Source organism: Streptomyces sp. NPDC006512 (genome assembly GCF_040611935.1).
Lineage (GTDB): Bacteria > Actinomycetota > Actinomycetes > Streptomycetales > Streptomycetaceae > Streptomyces.
This window is the reverse complement of the sequence record NZ_JBEXPG010000003.1, coordinates 119,685-132,827: the sequence shown is the minus strand read 5'-3', so window position 1 is coordinate 132,827 and position 13,143 is coordinate 119,685. Positions and strand designations below refer to the sequence as shown.

Genomic DNA, 13,143 nt, shown 5'->3' with positions numbered 1-13,143 from the left:
GGGCAAATGGTGTACGAATTAGCACTCAAGGGTGATTAAGCATTTTGTCCGGCTTGTCACACCTTCTTCAAAGTGGCCCCCGTGGGACGTTGCGGCGCGGAAGTCCTGCGTTGGGAACTGCGAGGGAGAGGTGTGCGGATGATCGCCGCCACGAAGAAGATCGCCGGCGGCCTGGTCGCCACGGCCCTGGTGCTGGGCGCCGCCGGGTGCAGCACGTCCGAGCCCGCGAAGTCGAAGGTGAGGAAGGGCGCCGCCGCGCCGGAGGCCCCCGGCAGCGTCATGCGGCCCATCGGTGACGGTTCCACCGCCTACACCGGTCCCCAGCCGAACGTGGTGAAGCCGCGGAAGCTGAAGCCGGGCGAGAAGCCGCCGCAGTTCGTGGTGTTCTCCTGGGACGGCGCCGGCGAGGACAGCCAGAAGCTCTTCTCGCACTTCCGCGAGGTCGGGAAGAAGTACAACGCCCGCATGACCTACTTCCTCAGCGGCGTGTACATGCTGCCGGAGGAGAAACGTTCCCTCTATACCGCCCCGCAGCACGACTCCGGCCGCTCCGACATCGGCTTCGGCGACCTCCAGGGCATCAAGGACACCGCCACCCAGGTCCGTGCGGCCTGGCTGGAGGGCAATGAGATCGGCACCCACTTCAACGGCCACTTCTGCGGACCCGAGGGCGGCGTCGGCACCTGGTCCGTGGAGGAGTGGAAGAGCGAGATCAATCAGGCCAAGTCCTTCGTGAAGAACTGGAAGACGAACGCGGGCCTGAAGGACCTGGAAGCCCTCCCGTTCGACTACGACAAGGAACTCATCGGCGCCCGCACCCCCTGCCTCGAAGGCCAGAAGAACTTCATGCTGGCGGCCAAGGACATGGGCTTCCGCTACGACTCCAGCGGCATCAGCAAGCAGATCTGGCCCAAGAAGACCGACGGGCTCTGGGACATCCCGCTCCAGCTCGTCCCCATGCCGGGGCGCGCCTTCGACACGCTGAGCATGGACTACAACTACATGGTCAACCAGTCGGGCACGACCTCCCAGGGCGACCCCTCGCAGCACCGGTACTGGGGCGACCAGATGCGCGACGGCCTGCGCCAGGCCTTCGACCGGGCCTACCAGGGCAACCGCGCGCCGCTGATCATCGGCAACCACTTCGAGTCGTGGAACGGCGGCACCTACATGCGTGCCGTGGAGGAGTCCATCCAGAGCATGTGCACCAAGCCCGAGGTCCGCTGCGTGCCGTTCCGCGAGCTGGCCGACTGGCTGGACGCCCAGGACCCCAAGACCCTGGAGTGGATGCGCACCCTCGACGTCGGCGAGGCGCCCGAGCAGGGCTGGGGCACCTTCCTCACCGCGGGGCCGCCGGCTCGGCCGGCCGCCCCGTCGGATGCCTCCGGGGTCAAGCCGGCTGGTGAACAGGCTGAGGAGTCGGAGTCGGAGTCGGACGAGGGCTGACCAGCGCCTCACCGGGGATCCCGACGGCCTCGTGCAGGACGAAGCCGGGGTCGACCTGTTCCGCCAGGTCGACCCCGGTCTTGGCGTTCCCCCAGCTCTGCGCGTTCCGCAGGTGGAAGTGCACCATCTGCTCCGTGTACTTGGACCAGTCCCGGCCGGCGTAGGAGTCCTCGGCCGCGTCCTGGAGGGCCTGCAGGGCGAGCCGGTTCGTGGCCTCCAGCAGTTCGAAGGCGGCCGGCCGCCCCTTCTCCATCGCCCGTACCCAGTCCGAGTGCCCGAAGGTGACCAGCAGGTCCTCGCCCACCTCGTCCTGGAGGAACTCGATGTCCTCCGGGCCCTGCACCTTGTTGCCGACGACCTTGAGCGCGACGCCGAAGTCCCGGGCGTACTCCTTGTACTGGCGGTAGACGGAGACGCCCTTGCGGGTCGGCTCGGCGACGAGGAAGGTCACGTCGAAGCGGGTGAACATGCCGGAGGCGAAGGAGTCCGACCCGGCCGTCATGTCGACGACGACGTATTCGTCGGGGCCGTCGACCAGGTGGTTGAGGCAGAGCTCGACCGCACCGACCTTCGAGTGGTAGCAGGCCACCCCGAGGTCGGCCTCGGTGAACGGTCCGGTCGCCATCAGCCGGACGGGGTCCCCGTCGAGGAGCAGCGTGCGCGCGCAGGCCTCGTAGACCGGGTTGTCCTCGGTGATCCGCAGCAGCCGCGAGCCGGTGCCGGGCGGCGTGGTCTTGATCATGCTGTCGGCGGACGCGATGCGCGGATTGGACCCGCGCAGGTACTCCTTGATCATCGGCAGGTGCGCGCCCAGGGCGGGCAGCGCGGCGGCCTCGTCCTCGCCGAGCCCGAGGGCCGCGCCGAGGTGCTGGTTGATGTCGGCGTCCACCGCGACGACGGGGGCTTCATTGGCTGCGAGGTGGCGGATGAAGAGGGAGGACAGCGTCGTCTTGCCGCTGCCGCCCTTTCCCACGAAAGCGATCTTCATGTTCACCAAGCGTAGCGGCATGAACGCGGACTGTGGTCAAGGTGAGTGAAGAAGACCACTCCAAGGAGGGGTCGGTGCCAAGGGTGAGCACTGCGTAGGCTCCCTACTTATGAGTAGCGCTTCTGACCCGCTGGCGGCCCTCGGCTCGCTCCCGGGTGTCGCAGAGTCCGTGGATTCCGTACGCAAGGCAGTGGACCGGGTCTACGGGCACCGGGTGATGCGCCGCCGCAGCGGGGAGATCACCTCGGAGGCCGCGCTGCGCGGCGCCCGGGGCAGCGCGGCACTGTCCGGCGCCGACTGGGCGCTGGAGGAGGTCCGCCGCCGGACCGACTTTGGCGCGGAGCAGGAAGCGCGGACCGTGGGCGCGGCCCTGCGCCTGACGGCGGAGGCGGGGCAACTGCTGAGCATCTGGCGCCAGTCGCCGCTCCGGGTTCTGGCCCGTCTGCACCTCGTCGCTTCCGGCTCGACCGAGGCGGGGGACGTCGTCGGCAGGCCCCGGCTGGCCGGCGAGACCGTCGACGAGCCCCTGGTGGAGCTTCCGCTGCCCGGCGCCGACGAGGTCGCCGGGCGCCTGGACGGGCTGTCGCGCCTGATCATCGCGGGGGGCTCCGCCCCGGCGCTGATCACGGGTGCGGTGGTGCACGGCGAACTGCTGGCCCTGCGTCCGTTCGGTTCCTACAACGGCCTGGTCGCGCGGGCCGCCGAACGCATCGTGCTGATCAACAGTGGTCTCGACCCGAAGGCGATCTGTCCGGCGGAGGTCGGTCACGCGGAGCAGGGGCGTGCGGCGTACCTCGCGGCCTTCGAGGGCTACGTATCCGGTACTCCGGAGGGGATGGCGGCCTGGATCGCGCACTGCGGACGTGCCATCGAACTCGGGGTCCGTGAGTCGACCGCCGTCTGCGAGGCGCTCCAGCGCGGCGCGGCCTGAGGCCAGGACGCGGGCGCGGGGTGCGCGGGGTGACGGGCGAGGTGTCATCGGGGCCGGATCGCTGATCAGTCAGCCCGCCGCGGCCCGGCCCTGGACATGGGTTGCGGCGACACCGTCTTGCTTTGGTGTCGCCGCTGGCATTCGCGCCCAGTTACCAAGCGTCCTCGAAAATTGCCCATCAGGTCGGGAGCTTTGCCCGTCACCTGGTGCGGCTGGCCCGTAATCGACGGGTCGACGTCGCGTGGGTGCTCGGCGTTCCTGCTTCGGTCCGTGGGCCTTACTGCGTTTTAAAGATGATCCTCTCGGATGTTCTTTGGTCTCGCGGGCCGTGACTCCTTTGTACTCCGCTTCCGAGCGGAGCGAAACCCCTGGCCCGAGTTCTTTACTTTCCCGGACGATCCGGGGTGATCCGGACATGCTTTATCGCCCCAGATCGGGACAGTCCGCTGCCGGCCCGCAGCCTGCGTGGGCGAGCGGGCGGGCTGGCGGGCGGGGCGGCGCGGGGCGGGGGCGGGTGTGGGCGGCCGGGGGCGGGCGGGGCGTCAGGCCGACGTGGCGCCCGTGGCCGCCCGGCGGCGGCTGGCGTACCAGACGAGCCCGGCGGTGGCCGCCGCTGCGCCGACCGCCGCCGCGGCGACCAGGGCGGGGCGCGCGGGCATCGACAGTCCGGGCAGCCGCTGCTTCAGCCGGACCGGCTTGTTGAACACCAGCACCGGCCACTCCCGGGCCACGGCCTCGCGGCGGAGCGCCCGGTCGGGGTTCACCGCGTGGGGGTGTCCGACCGCCTCCAGCATCGGCACGTCGGTGATCGAGTCGCTGTACGCGTAGCAGCGGGCGAGGTCGTACCCCTCGGACTCGGCGAGCTCGCGCACGGCCTCCGCCTTTGTCGGGCCGTAGGCGTAGTAGTCGATCTCCCCGGTGAAGCAGCCGTCCTCACCGACCACCATCCGGGTGGCCACGACGCGGTCGGCCCCGAGCATCTCGCCGATCGGCTCGACGACTTCGGCCCCCGAGGTGGACACGATCACCACGTCGCGGCCCGCGGTGTGGTGGGCCTCGATCAGCGATGCTGCCTCGTCGTAGATGATCGGGTCGATCAGGTCGTGCAGGGCTTCGGCGACGATCTCCCGCACCTGCTGGACGTTCCACCCCTTGCAGAGGGCGGACAGGTACTCCCGCATCCGCTCCATCTGATCGTGGTCGGCGCCGCCGGCCAGGAAGATGAACTGCGTGTAGGCGGTGCGCAGCACGGCCCGCCTGTTGATCAGGCCGCCCTGGTAGAAGGACTTGCTGAACGTCAGAGTGCTGGACTTCGCAATGACCGTCTTGTCCAGGTCGAAGAAGGCGGCGGTCCGAGGCGAGGAGTGCGGCAAGGGCTGATTTTCCACGACCCGAGCATATGCGCCCACCATTCGGCGTAAGGTGTGGCGCGTGGGTTTGCCTGAGAAGGCTCTCGGGTACACCATGGAAGTCACGGATCGTTCGCGACCGTGCTAACCCGGTCTGGCTCCTCCCCCCCCGAGTCGGACCGTGGGGACGACCCCCGCTCTCCCCCCCGGCGGGGGTCGTCGCATGTCCGGACGCGGTTCGCGTCCCGTGCCAACGGCCTTCAGTGACCATCTCTTCGGTCCTCCCTCTTCGGTCGGCCCTCGTGGCGAAGGCCCTCACCTCCTCAGACTCGTGACGCTGCGTAGTTGTTCCGCCGCGCTCCGGAACTCACCTGATGGTGTGGCGAAGTTATTCACAGCCGCCTTGTTGTCCACAGTTTTCATGCAAGATCCACTTCAATTTCCGGATCCCTGCACCGTGATTCCAGCCGCGAAGTCCGCGGCACCTGGATTTGCTGTGAGAAGGGGGCGGAGATCGTGGCTGGATCGAAGTCGTGTGAAGCGCCGGAACCAGTGGTGGCCCGCGGGGGCGGACTGCCGGGCCGGGCGGCCGGCGCCGCACCGGGCGGCGGGCGGCCGTTGATCATCACCGAGGATCCCCTGCTGCTCGACGACCTGCTGCGGCTGTGCGCCGCCGCCGGGGCCGAGCCCCATGTGCACCACGCGGTGCCGGAGCAGTTCGGGACCGGCGGTGACCGTGGGGGCGGGGCCGGGGAGGACACCGGCCGGGATCCGGCCGCACGTCCTGGGGACACCGGCTGGGAGAGCGCCCCGCTCGTACTCGTCGGAGACGATGCCGCTCGCCGGGTGCGCGGAGCTCCCCGCAGGGACGGGGTGTTCCTCGTCGGCCGGGACCTCGACGACCCCGAGGTGTGGCAGCGGGCCGTCGAGATCGGCGCCGAAGAGGTGCTGCGGCTGCCCGACGCCGAGACCTTCCTCGTCGACCGCATCGCCGACGTGGTGGAAGGCGCCGGCCGGCCCGCCCTCACCGTCGGAGTGATCGGCGGCAGCGGCGGCGCCGGAGCGTCGACCCTCGCCTGCGCCCTCGCCCTGCGGGCCGCCCGCGCCGGTGAGCGCACCATCCTCATCGACGGCGACCCCCTCGGCGGCGGCATGGACGTGTTGCTGGGAGGCGAGGGTGCCGAAGGGCTGCGCTGGCCCGACTTCGCCGCCTCGCGCGGCCGCGTCGGAGCCGGGGCGCTGGCGGAGTCCCTGCCCGAACTGCACGCGCTGCGGGTACTGAGCTGGGACCGCGGAGACCGGGTGGTGGTGCCGCCCGCCGCGATGCGGTCCGTCGTGGCCGCCGCCCGCCGGAGGGGCGGGGTGGTGGTCGTCGACCTGCCCCGACGGGTGGACGAGGCCGTGGCGGAGGTGCTCGCCCAACTGGACCTGGTGCTCATGGTGGTGCCCGGAGAACTGCGGTCGGTGGCCGCGGCGGGGCGGGTGGCAGCCGGGGTCCGCATGGTGGCCCGGGACGTCCGGGTGGTCGTACGGGGCCGCTGCCCGGAAGGGCTCGACGCCGAAGCCGTCGCGGGCCTGCTGCGGGTTCCGCTGGCCGGGGAGGTGCCGGTCGAGGTGGGCCTCCCGGGGAGGGTCTCCGAGGGGGAACCACCGGGTGCGCGGGGCCCGTTGGCCCGCTTCTGCGACGGCTTCTGGCAGCGTGTGCTCGGTTCCGCCCAGGGGGTGCCGGCATGAGCGCGGTCCTGCTGGACGCGGTGCGCCAGCACCTCGCCGAGAGCGGCGGAGAGCCGACTCCGGCCCGGGTCGCGGCAGCCCTGCGGGCCCAGGGCCGCCTGCTCGGTGACGCGGAAGTGCTCGGCGTGGCCGCCGAGTTGCGGTCCGAACTGGTCGGCGCCGGGCCGCTGGAGCGGCTGCTCGCCGACCCGGAGGTCACCGACGTGCTCGTCGCGGCCCCGGACCGGGTGTGGGTGGACCGCGGTGGCGGACTGGAACTGACCGGGGTGACCTTCCCCGACGCCGAAGCGGTACGCAGGCTGGCCCAGCGGCTGGCCGCCGTCGCCGGGCGGCGCCTCGACGACGCCCGGCCCTGGGTGGACGCCCGCCTGCCCGACGGCACCCGGCTCCACGCGGTACTCCCCCCGGTGGCGGTCGGGTCGGCGTGCCTGTCCCTGCGGGTGGTGCGGCCCAAGGCCTTCACGCTGGACGAACTGGTGGCCGCCGGGACCCTTCCGCCGGGCGGGCACCGGCTGCTCCGGGCGATGGTCGAGGCCCGGCTCTCCTTCCTCGTCTCCGGCGGGACCGGGACCGGCAAGACCACCCTGCTCAGCGCCCTGCTCGGCCTCGTCGGACCCGCCGAGCGGATCGTGCTGGCCGAGGACTCCGCCGAGCTGCGCCCCGACCATCCCCACGTGGTGAGGCTGGAGACCCGTCCCGCGAACCAGGAAGGGGCGGGTCTGGTCACCCTGGCGGACCTGGTCCGGCAGGCGCTGCGGATGCGGCCCGACCGGCTCGTCGTCGGCGAGGTGCGCGGCGCCGAGGTCGCCGACCTCCTCGCCGCGCTGAACACCGGGCACGAGGGCGGCTGCGGCACCGTGCACGCCAATGCCGCCGCGCACGTCCCGGCCAGGCTGGAGGCGCTCGGGACGGCCGCCGGTCTCGACCGGGCCGCCCTCCACAGCCAGCTGGCGGCGGCCCTGACCCTGGTGGTCCACCTCGCCCGCGACCGCAACGGCCGCCGCCGCGTCGCCGAGGTCCACGTGCTGGAGCGGGACCCGGCCGGGCTGGTGGTGACCGTACCCGCCCTGCGCTGGGGGCCACGCGGCTTCCAGCGGGAGCGGGGCTGGGCGCGGCTGGGACCGCTGTTGGGGGGTGCCCGATGAGCGGCGTGCCGGTCGGCTCGGTGCCGGTGTTCGCCGGGCTGCTGTGCGCCGGAGCGGCCGCCTGGGTACTGGCCGGGGGCGATCAGGCGCAGCGACGGGCCCGGTTGGTACTCGCCGGGGGCGGAGCGGTCTTTCCGGGAGGGCCGCCGCGCGTACTGCGGTGGGCGGCCGCGGTGCGGGTGCGGGCCGTGCGGTGGCCGGAGTGGGCCGGACCGGCGGCCGCCGTGGCGGTCGCCCTGTGGGGCGGATCGGTGATCCCGCTGCTGTTGGGGGCGGCGTCCGTGCCGCTGCTGCGGCGGTGGCTCCGGGCCCGGGAAGGTGAGCGGGCCCGTGCGGCCAGGGCCGCCGAGGTGACGGCCCTGTGCGGGGCCGTGGTGGGGGAACTGCGGGCAGGGGCGCAGCCCGGGCAGGCCCTCACCGTGGCGCTGCGCCGCACGGTCGCGGGCCCCGGCGGTCCGGGTGCCGCGGAGGCGGGCGTACTGGCCGCCGCGGCGTTCGGAGGGGACGTACCCGGTGCGCTGCGACAGGCCGCGCGGGAACCGGGTGCGGAAGGGCTGGCCGGCATGGCCGCCTGCTGGCGGGTCTCGGTGGACGGCGGCGCGGGGCTCGCGGCCGGACTGGACCGGCTGGAAGGGGCGTTGAGGGCCGAGCGGGACCGGGAGGAGTCGCTGCGGGCCCAGCTGGCCGGAGCCAGGTCGACGGCGGTGGTCCTCGCACTGCTGCCGCTCGTGGGCCTGCTGATCGGTACCGGGCTCGGCGCGGATCCCCTGCGCGTGCTGCTCCACTCCCCGATGGGCTGGGGCTGCCTGGTTGCGGGCGGGGTGCTGGAGGCGCTCGGGCTGCTGTGGTGCCGGCGGATCGTGCGGGCGGGGGAGCGGTGATGGGCGGATCGGTGGTCCACAGGTTGGGGATGGCGTGCTGCCTCGCGGCGCTGGTGTGGTGCGCTGCCTCCGCGCTCTGGTCCGGGCTCGGGCGAAGGGCGGCGCGCCGCAGGATCGCGGGCCTGTTCCGGGCCAAGCCCGGGCGGCGCCGCTCGCTGTGGAAACCCGGGAGCCGGGCCGCCGTCACGGCCTGGGCCGGGCCGGCCGGCGCACTGCTGGCGGGCTGGCTCCTGATCGGTGGCCCGGCAGGGCTCCTGGTGGGGTGCGCGGCGGCCTTCGGGGCGCGGCGCCTGCTGCTCAGGGCCGGCCGGCAACAGGCCGGGGTCGATCCCCGGGAAGCGGAACGGCAGTTGCCGTTCGCCGCCGATCTGCTGGCCGCGTGTCTGGCGGCGGGGGCCGGGCCGGTCGAGGCCGCCGAGGTGGTGGGCGAGTCGCTGGGCGGCCCCGTGGGGGAGCGCCTGGCGATGGCCGGGGCGGAGCTGCGCCTGGGCGGCGAACCGGGGTCGGCGTGGGGGAGGTTGGCGGGCATACCGGGTGCCAGGGGGCTGGCCGAGTGCCTGGAGCGGGCCGCGCGTACCGGGGCCCCCGCCGCCGAGCCGGTCTCCCGCATCGCCGCCGCCCTGCGTGCGGAACGCATGCGGCAGGCGGGCGCCAGGGCGCAGCGCGCGGCGGTACTCGTCACCGCCCCGGTGGGGCTCTGCTTCCTCCCCGCGTTCCTCGCGGTCGGAGTGGCCCCGGTGGTGATCGGAATGGCCTCGGGGCTGCTGGCCGGGAGCTGAAATAACAGCGGAATCACAAGCTGAAATCACATCAAGAACGTAATCCCACCGGAGGTTTGTCATGAGGATCATCTGGTTCCGACTGCGTAAGGCGCTGGCCGGACACGGAAGCGACGCGGGAATGTCGACTTCGGAATACGCCATGGGCACGATCGCGGCGTGTGCGTTCGCCGCGGTTCTGTACAAGGTGGTGACGAGTGACGTGGTCTCGGCGGCACTTCAGTCGACCATCGGGAAGGCGCTCGATGCGCCGTTCTGAGCGAAAACCGACGGGAATCGGAGACCGCGGATATGTGACGGCCGAAGCGGCGATGGTGATCCCGGCGCTGGTCTTGTTCGCGGCCCTGCTCGTGTGGGCCCTGATGGCGGCGGCCGCCCAGATCCGGTGCGTGGACGCCGCCCGGGCGGGGGCCCGGGCGGCGGCCCGCTCGGAGCCGGCGGGAGTGGCGGAGGCCGCGGCCCGGGAGGCGGCCCCGCCGGGGGCGGAGGTCGAAGTGGAGCGGGTGGGGGACCTCTGGCGGGTCAGGGTCGCGGCCCCCGCGCCCGGGCCCGACCGGCTGCCGGTACGGCTCGGGGCGCTGGCGGTGGCCCTGGCCGAGGACAGCGTGGGGCCGCCGCCGTGAGCCGGGACCGGGGCTCCGCGACGGTCTGGGCGACGGTGGTGGTCACGGTTCTGGGGGCCGTGTTCGGGGGCGTGCTGCTCCTCGGACAGGCGGTCGCGGCCCGTCACCGGGCGGGTGCGTCGGCTGACCTGGCCGCCCTCGCGGCGGCCGCGACCTGGTCCCACGGCCCGGGGGCGGCCTGCGCGGCGGCGGCGCGGGTGGCCCGGGCCCAGGGCGCGGAGGTGACCGCGTGCCGGGTCGAGGGGGAAGTGGCCGAGATCACGGCCCGGGTCCGTGCGGGTCCCTTCGCCCCGGCCCTGGCGTCCCGCGCCGGCCCGCCTCTTCCCCCGGCCTGACCGGCCTGACCTGCCCGACCTGCCCGGCCGGTCTGACCGGTCTGACCCGTCTGACCCGTCTGGTCGTCGGGTTCGTGGGTCGGTCGGGGTGAGGGGACCCGGACGGGCGTACCGGTGCGGGGCGGTTTTCGGGGCCTGATTTCAACTGTTCGGTGAGGTCGGAGAGGCGATTTTCAGCCAAACGGAAGGGGGGGGGGTTCGGATTCGTCTCCGGCGGATGGTCGGGGCGTTTCGCGGGCGACTTGAGGACGGTTCGCCCCGGTTTGCTTCGGGACTCCCCTCCAGGCCCCAGGGGCGTCCTGAGGGGCGATTTGCGGGGTTTGGGCGACTGCCCCGGTCCATCCGGGTCGCCGCGGCTCGCGGGGGCGCTGACAGGGCGCTGGGGGCCCGCACCACCGGTGTCAGGGAGCGGGTGGGCCGGCCGGGTCGGGCCCTGGGGGTGCGGCTGCGGCGCCCGGGGGTGCGGGCTCCGGCCCGGCACCGGGCGGGGTGGCGAGGAGGCGGGTGAGGAGGCGGACGGCGCCGCGTTTGTGGAGGGGGTCGTTGCCGTTGCCGCACTTGGGGGACTGGATGCAGGAGGGGCAGCCCGCGTCGCACTCGCAGGCGGCGATGGCGTCCCGGGTGGCCGTGAGCCAGGCCCGTGCCGTGTGGAAGGCCCGCTCGGCGAATCCGGCGCCGCCGGGGTGGCCGTCGTAGACGAACACCGTGGGCAGCAGCGTGTCGGGATGCAGCGGCACGGAGACGCCGCCGATGTCCCAGCGGTCGCAGGTGGCGAACAGCGGGAGCAGGCCGATGGAGGCGTGCTCGGCGGCGTGCAGGGCTCCGCCGAGGATCTCCGGGTTGATCCGGGCCTCGTCGAGCTGGTCCTCGGTGACCGTCCACCACACGGCCCGCGTGCGCAGGGTGCGCGGCGGCAGGTCCAGCTTGGCCTCGCCGAGCACCTCGCCGGTGATCAGTTTGCGGCGCAGGTAGGAGACGACCTGGTTGGTGACCTCCACGGAGCCGTAGCAGAGCCGGGCGGCGCCCCACGGGATCTCGGTCTCGGTCTCCAGGATCGAGATGGAGGTGGTGTCCCGGGCCGTGGTGGAGAACGGCGGATTCGCCTCCTCGACGAGGGCCACCGAATCCTCCAGGTCCAGGTGTTTGACCAGGTAGGTGCGGCCCTGATGGAGGTGGACGGCCCCGTCGTGGACGGCGGTGTGGGAGGCGGACTCGTCGACCGTGCCCAGCAGCCGCCCCGTGGCGGCTTCGACGATCTGCACCGGGCGGCCCCCGCCGCCCCGGATGTCGGTCAGGTCCGAGGCCCGCTCGCGGCGGGTCCAGTGCCAGGCCGTCGCCCGGCGCCGCAGCAGCTTCGCCGCCTCCAGCTGGGGCAGGAGGCCGCTCGCGGCCGGGCCGAAGAGGTTCAGGTCCGCTTCGGTCAGCGGCAGCTCCGCGGCCGCCGCGCACAGGTGCGGGGCGAGGACGTACGGGTTGTCGGGGTCCAGGACCGTGGCTTCCACGGGCCGGCGGAACAGCGCCTCGGGGTGGTGGACCAGGTAGGTGTCCAGCGGGTCGTCCCGGGCGACGAGGACGGCCAGGGCGCCCTGACCGGACCGTCCGGCCCGGCCCGCCTGCTGCCACAGGGAGGCCCGGGTGCCGGGGTAGCCGGTGATCAGTACGGCGTCCAGGCCGGAGACGTCCACGCCCAGCTCCAGGGCGGTGGTCGCGGCCAGGCCCAGCAGCTCCCCGGAGTGCAGGGCCCGCTCCAGGGCCCGGCGCTCCTCGGGCAGGTAGCCGCCCCGGTAGGCGGCGACCCGCCGGGGCAGGGACCGGTCCACCGCCGCGAGCCGTTCCTGGGCGATCACGGAGATCAGCTCGGCCCCGCGCCGGGAGCGGACGAAGGCCACCGTGCGGACCCCCTGCACGACCAGGTCGGTCAGCAGGTCGGCGGTCTCGGCGGTGGCGGTGCGGCGCACCGGCGCGCCCTTCTCGCCCTTGAGGTCGGTCAGCGGCGGCTCCCACAGGGCGAAGACGAGCTCCCCGCGCGGTGAGGCGTCGTCGGAGACCTCGATGACGGGCAGGCCGGTCAGCCGGGAGGCGGCCTCCGCCGGATCGCTCGCGGTGGCGGAGGCCAGGAGGAAGACGGGCTCGGAGCCGTAGCGGGCGCACAGGCGCCGCAGCCGCCGCAGGACCTGGGCGACGTGGGAGCCGAAGACGCCGCGGTAGGTGTGGCACTCGTCGATGACGACGTAGCGCAGCGCCTTCAGGAAGGAAGACCAGCGGGGGTGGGCGGGCAGGATCCCCCGGTGCAGCATGTCGGGGTTGGTCAGCACGTAGTTCGCGTACTGGCGCACCCACTCCCGCTCCTCGAAGGGCGTGTCGCCGTCGTACACGGCCGGCCGGACGGCGTTTCCGAGCGGCGCGGCCAGTTCCCGCACGGCGCGCCGCTGGTCGGCGGCCAGAGCCTTGGTCGGGGCGAGGTAGAGGGCGGTCGCACCCCGCCCGTTCGGCGCCCCGGCGCCGTCCGCCAGGGCGGAGAGCACGGGCGCGAGGTAGGCCAGGGACTTGCCCGAGGCGGTGCCGGTCGCGACGACGACGGACCGGCCGTCCAGGGCGTGCTCGGCGACCGTCGCCTGGTGTTCCCACGGATGTTCGATGCCGGCGGCCGAAATCGCCGCCACGACATCCGTTCGGATGCGATCGGGCCAGACCGCATGACGACCCGCCCGAGGGGGCAAGTGCTCCGTATGGGTGATGCGCGCAGCCCGGGAAGGCCCCCCTGACAGCCGGTCCAGGACCGTGCCGGGGGTGGGTCGTGCGTCCGCGGGCGCCGTGGGCCGACCGGGGCGGTGAGTGTTGGCCATTGGAACCGAGTGTGTCACTGGCGTGCGGGACAATGGTCCCAAGGCGTCGTGCGCGCCTGCCGGTAAGTGATTGAATGCCATCGCGG

The 13,143-nt window shown here is 73.3% G+C and carries 12 protein-coding genes; 9 read left to right on the top strand and 3 right to left on the bottom strand.

The annotated features are described in order from the left end of the window. Positions 1 to 138: 138 nt before the first annotated feature. Positions 139 to 1,446: a hypothetical protein gene (locus ABZZ17_RS03220; protein WP_356871386.1), complete on the top strand. Its 1,308-nt coding sequence runs from the start codon at positions 139 to 141 to the stop codon at positions 1,444 to 1,446. Here the strand turns inward: ABZZ17_RS03220 and ABZZ17_RS03215 are convergent. Further along, positions 1,391 to 2,434, bottom strand: coding sequence for an ATP-binding protein (locus ABZZ17_RS03215; RefSeq protein ID WP_356871384.1), 1,044 nt, complete (start codon positions 2,432 to 2,434; stop codon positions 1,391 to 1,393). The two genes, ABZZ17_RS03220 and ABZZ17_RS03215, sit on opposite strands and share 56 nt — an antisense overlap. A gap of 109 nt (positions 2,435 to 2,543) precedes the next feature. On the opposite strand from ABZZ17_RS03215, the gene ABZZ17_RS03210 reads away from it, so the two are divergent. Continuing rightward, on the top strand, positions 2,544 to 3,365 hold the full coding sequence (locus ABZZ17_RS03210; RefSeq protein WP_356871382.1) for an oxidoreductase: 822 nt from the start codon (positions 2,544 to 2,546) through the stop codon (positions 3,363 to 3,365). Positions 3,366 to 3,907: 542 nt separating this feature from the next. Here ABZZ17_RS03210 and ABZZ17_RS03205 read toward each other — a convergent pair. Then, on the bottom strand, positions 3,908 to 4,777 hold the full coding sequence (locus ABZZ17_RS03205) for an HAD-IB family hydrolase (protein ID WP_356871380.1): 870 nt from the start codon (positions 4,775 to 4,777) through the stop codon (positions 3,908 to 3,910). A 492-nt stretch (positions 4,778 to 5,269) separates the two neighbouring features. Between ABZZ17_RS03205 and ssd the strand changes: the two genes are divergently transcribed. The 7 genes from ssd to ABZZ17_RS03170 all read left to right on the top strand — a co-directional run bounded on the left by ssd (position 5,270) and on the right by ABZZ17_RS03170 (position 10,211). Beyond that, entirely contained in the window at positions 5,270 to 6,448 is a 1,179-nt protein-coding gene (ssd, locus tag ABZZ17_RS03200; protein WP_356871613.1) for a septum site-determining protein Ssd, read from the top strand. Beyond that, positions 6,445 to 7,593 carry a TadA family conjugal transfer-associated ATPase gene (locus ABZZ17_RS03195; RefSeq protein WP_356871378.1) on the top strand — a complete coding sequence of 383 codons (1,149 nt, stop codon included), beginning with the start codon at positions 6,445 to 6,447 and terminating at the stop codon, positions 7,591 to 7,593. Before ssd ends, ABZZ17_RS03195 begins: the two co-directional genes overlap by 4 nt. After that, positions 7,590 to 8,474 carry a type II secretion system F family protein gene (locus ABZZ17_RS03190; RefSeq protein WP_356871376.1) on the top strand — a complete coding sequence of 295 codons (885 nt, stop codon included), beginning with the start codon at positions 7,590 to 7,592 and terminating at the stop codon, positions 8,472 to 8,474. Before ABZZ17_RS03195 ends, ABZZ17_RS03190 begins: the two co-directional genes overlap by 4 nt. Continuing rightward, positions 8,474 to 9,253 carry a type II secretion system F family protein gene (locus tag ABZZ17_RS03185; protein WP_356871373.1) on the top strand — a complete coding sequence of 260 codons (780 nt, stop codon included), beginning with the start codon at positions 8,474 to 8,476 and terminating at the stop codon, positions 9,251 to 9,253. The genes ABZZ17_RS03190 and ABZZ17_RS03185 overlap by 1 nt, the downstream gene beginning before the upstream one ends. Before the next feature lie 61 nt (positions 9,254 to 9,314). Beyond that, entirely contained in the window at positions 9,315 to 9,512 is a 198-nt protein-coding gene (locus ABZZ17_RS03180) for a DUF4244 domain-containing protein (protein WP_356871371.1), read from the top strand. After that, positions 9,499 to 9,876: a TadE family type IV pilus minor pilin gene (locus ABZZ17_RS03175; RefSeq protein ID WP_356871369.1), complete on the top strand. Its 378-nt coding sequence runs from the start codon at positions 9,499 to 9,501 to the stop codon at positions 9,874 to 9,876. The genes ABZZ17_RS03180 and ABZZ17_RS03175 overlap by 14 nt, the downstream gene beginning before the upstream one ends. Further along, positions 9,873 to 10,211: an Rv3654c family TadE-like protein gene (locus ABZZ17_RS03170; protein WP_356871367.1), complete on the top strand. Its 339-nt coding sequence runs from the start codon at positions 9,873 to 9,875 to the stop codon at positions 10,209 to 10,211. Before ABZZ17_RS03175 ends, ABZZ17_RS03170 begins: the two co-directional genes overlap by 4 nt. 401 nt (positions 10,212 to 10,612) lie before the next feature. Here ABZZ17_RS03170 and ABZZ17_RS03165 read toward each other — a convergent pair whose 3' ends face one another. Then, positions 10,613 to 13,138: a DEAD/DEAH box helicase gene (locus ABZZ17_RS03165; protein ID WP_356871365.1), complete on the bottom strand. Its 2,526-nt coding sequence runs from the start codon at positions 13,136 to 13,138 to the stop codon at positions 10,613 to 10,615. Positions 13,139 to 13,143 lie beyond the last annotated feature (5 nt).

Excerpts from the sequence above, each read along its gene's own strand:
- ABZZ17_RS03220 (WP_356871386.1), top strand. The coding sequence starts at position 139 with ATGATCGCCGCCACGAAGAAGATCGCCGGCGGCCTGGTCGCCACGGCC.
- ABZZ17_RS03215 (WP_356871384.1), bottom strand. The coding sequence starts at position 2,434 with ATGAAGATCGCTTTCGTGGGAAAGGGCGGCAGCGGCAAGACGACGCTG.
- ABZZ17_RS03210 (WP_356871382.1), top strand. The coding sequence starts at position 2,544 with ATGAGTAGCGCTTCTGACCCGCTGGCGGCCCTCGGCTCGCTCCCGGGT.
- ABZZ17_RS03205 (WP_356871380.1), bottom strand. The coding sequence starts at position 4,777 with ATGGTGGGCGCATATGCTCGGGTCGTGGAAAATCAGCCCTTGCCGCAC.
- ABZZ17_RS03195 (WP_356871378.1), top strand. The coding sequence starts at position 6,445 with ATGAGCGCGGTCCTGCTGGACGCGGTGCGCCAGCACCTCGCCGAGAGC.
- ABZZ17_RS03190 (WP_356871376.1), top strand. The coding sequence starts at position 7,590 with ATGAGCGGCGTGCCGGTCGGCTCGGTGCCGGTGTTCGCCGGGCTGCTG.
- ABZZ17_RS03185 (WP_356871373.1), top strand. The coding sequence starts at position 8,474 with ATGGGCGGATCGGTGGTCCACAGGTTGGGGATGGCGTGCTGCCTCGCG.
- ABZZ17_RS03180 (WP_356871371.1), top strand. The coding sequence starts at position 9,315 with ATGAGGATCATCTGGTTCCGACTGCGTAAGGCGCTGGCCGGACACGGA.
- ABZZ17_RS03175 (WP_356871369.1), top strand. The coding sequence starts at position 9,499 with ATGCGCCGTTCTGAGCGAAAACCGACGGGAATCGGAGACCGCGGATAT.
- ABZZ17_RS03165 (WP_356871365.1), bottom strand. The coding sequence starts at position 13,138 with ATGGCATTCAATCACTTACCGGCAGGCGCGCACGACGCCTTGGGACCA.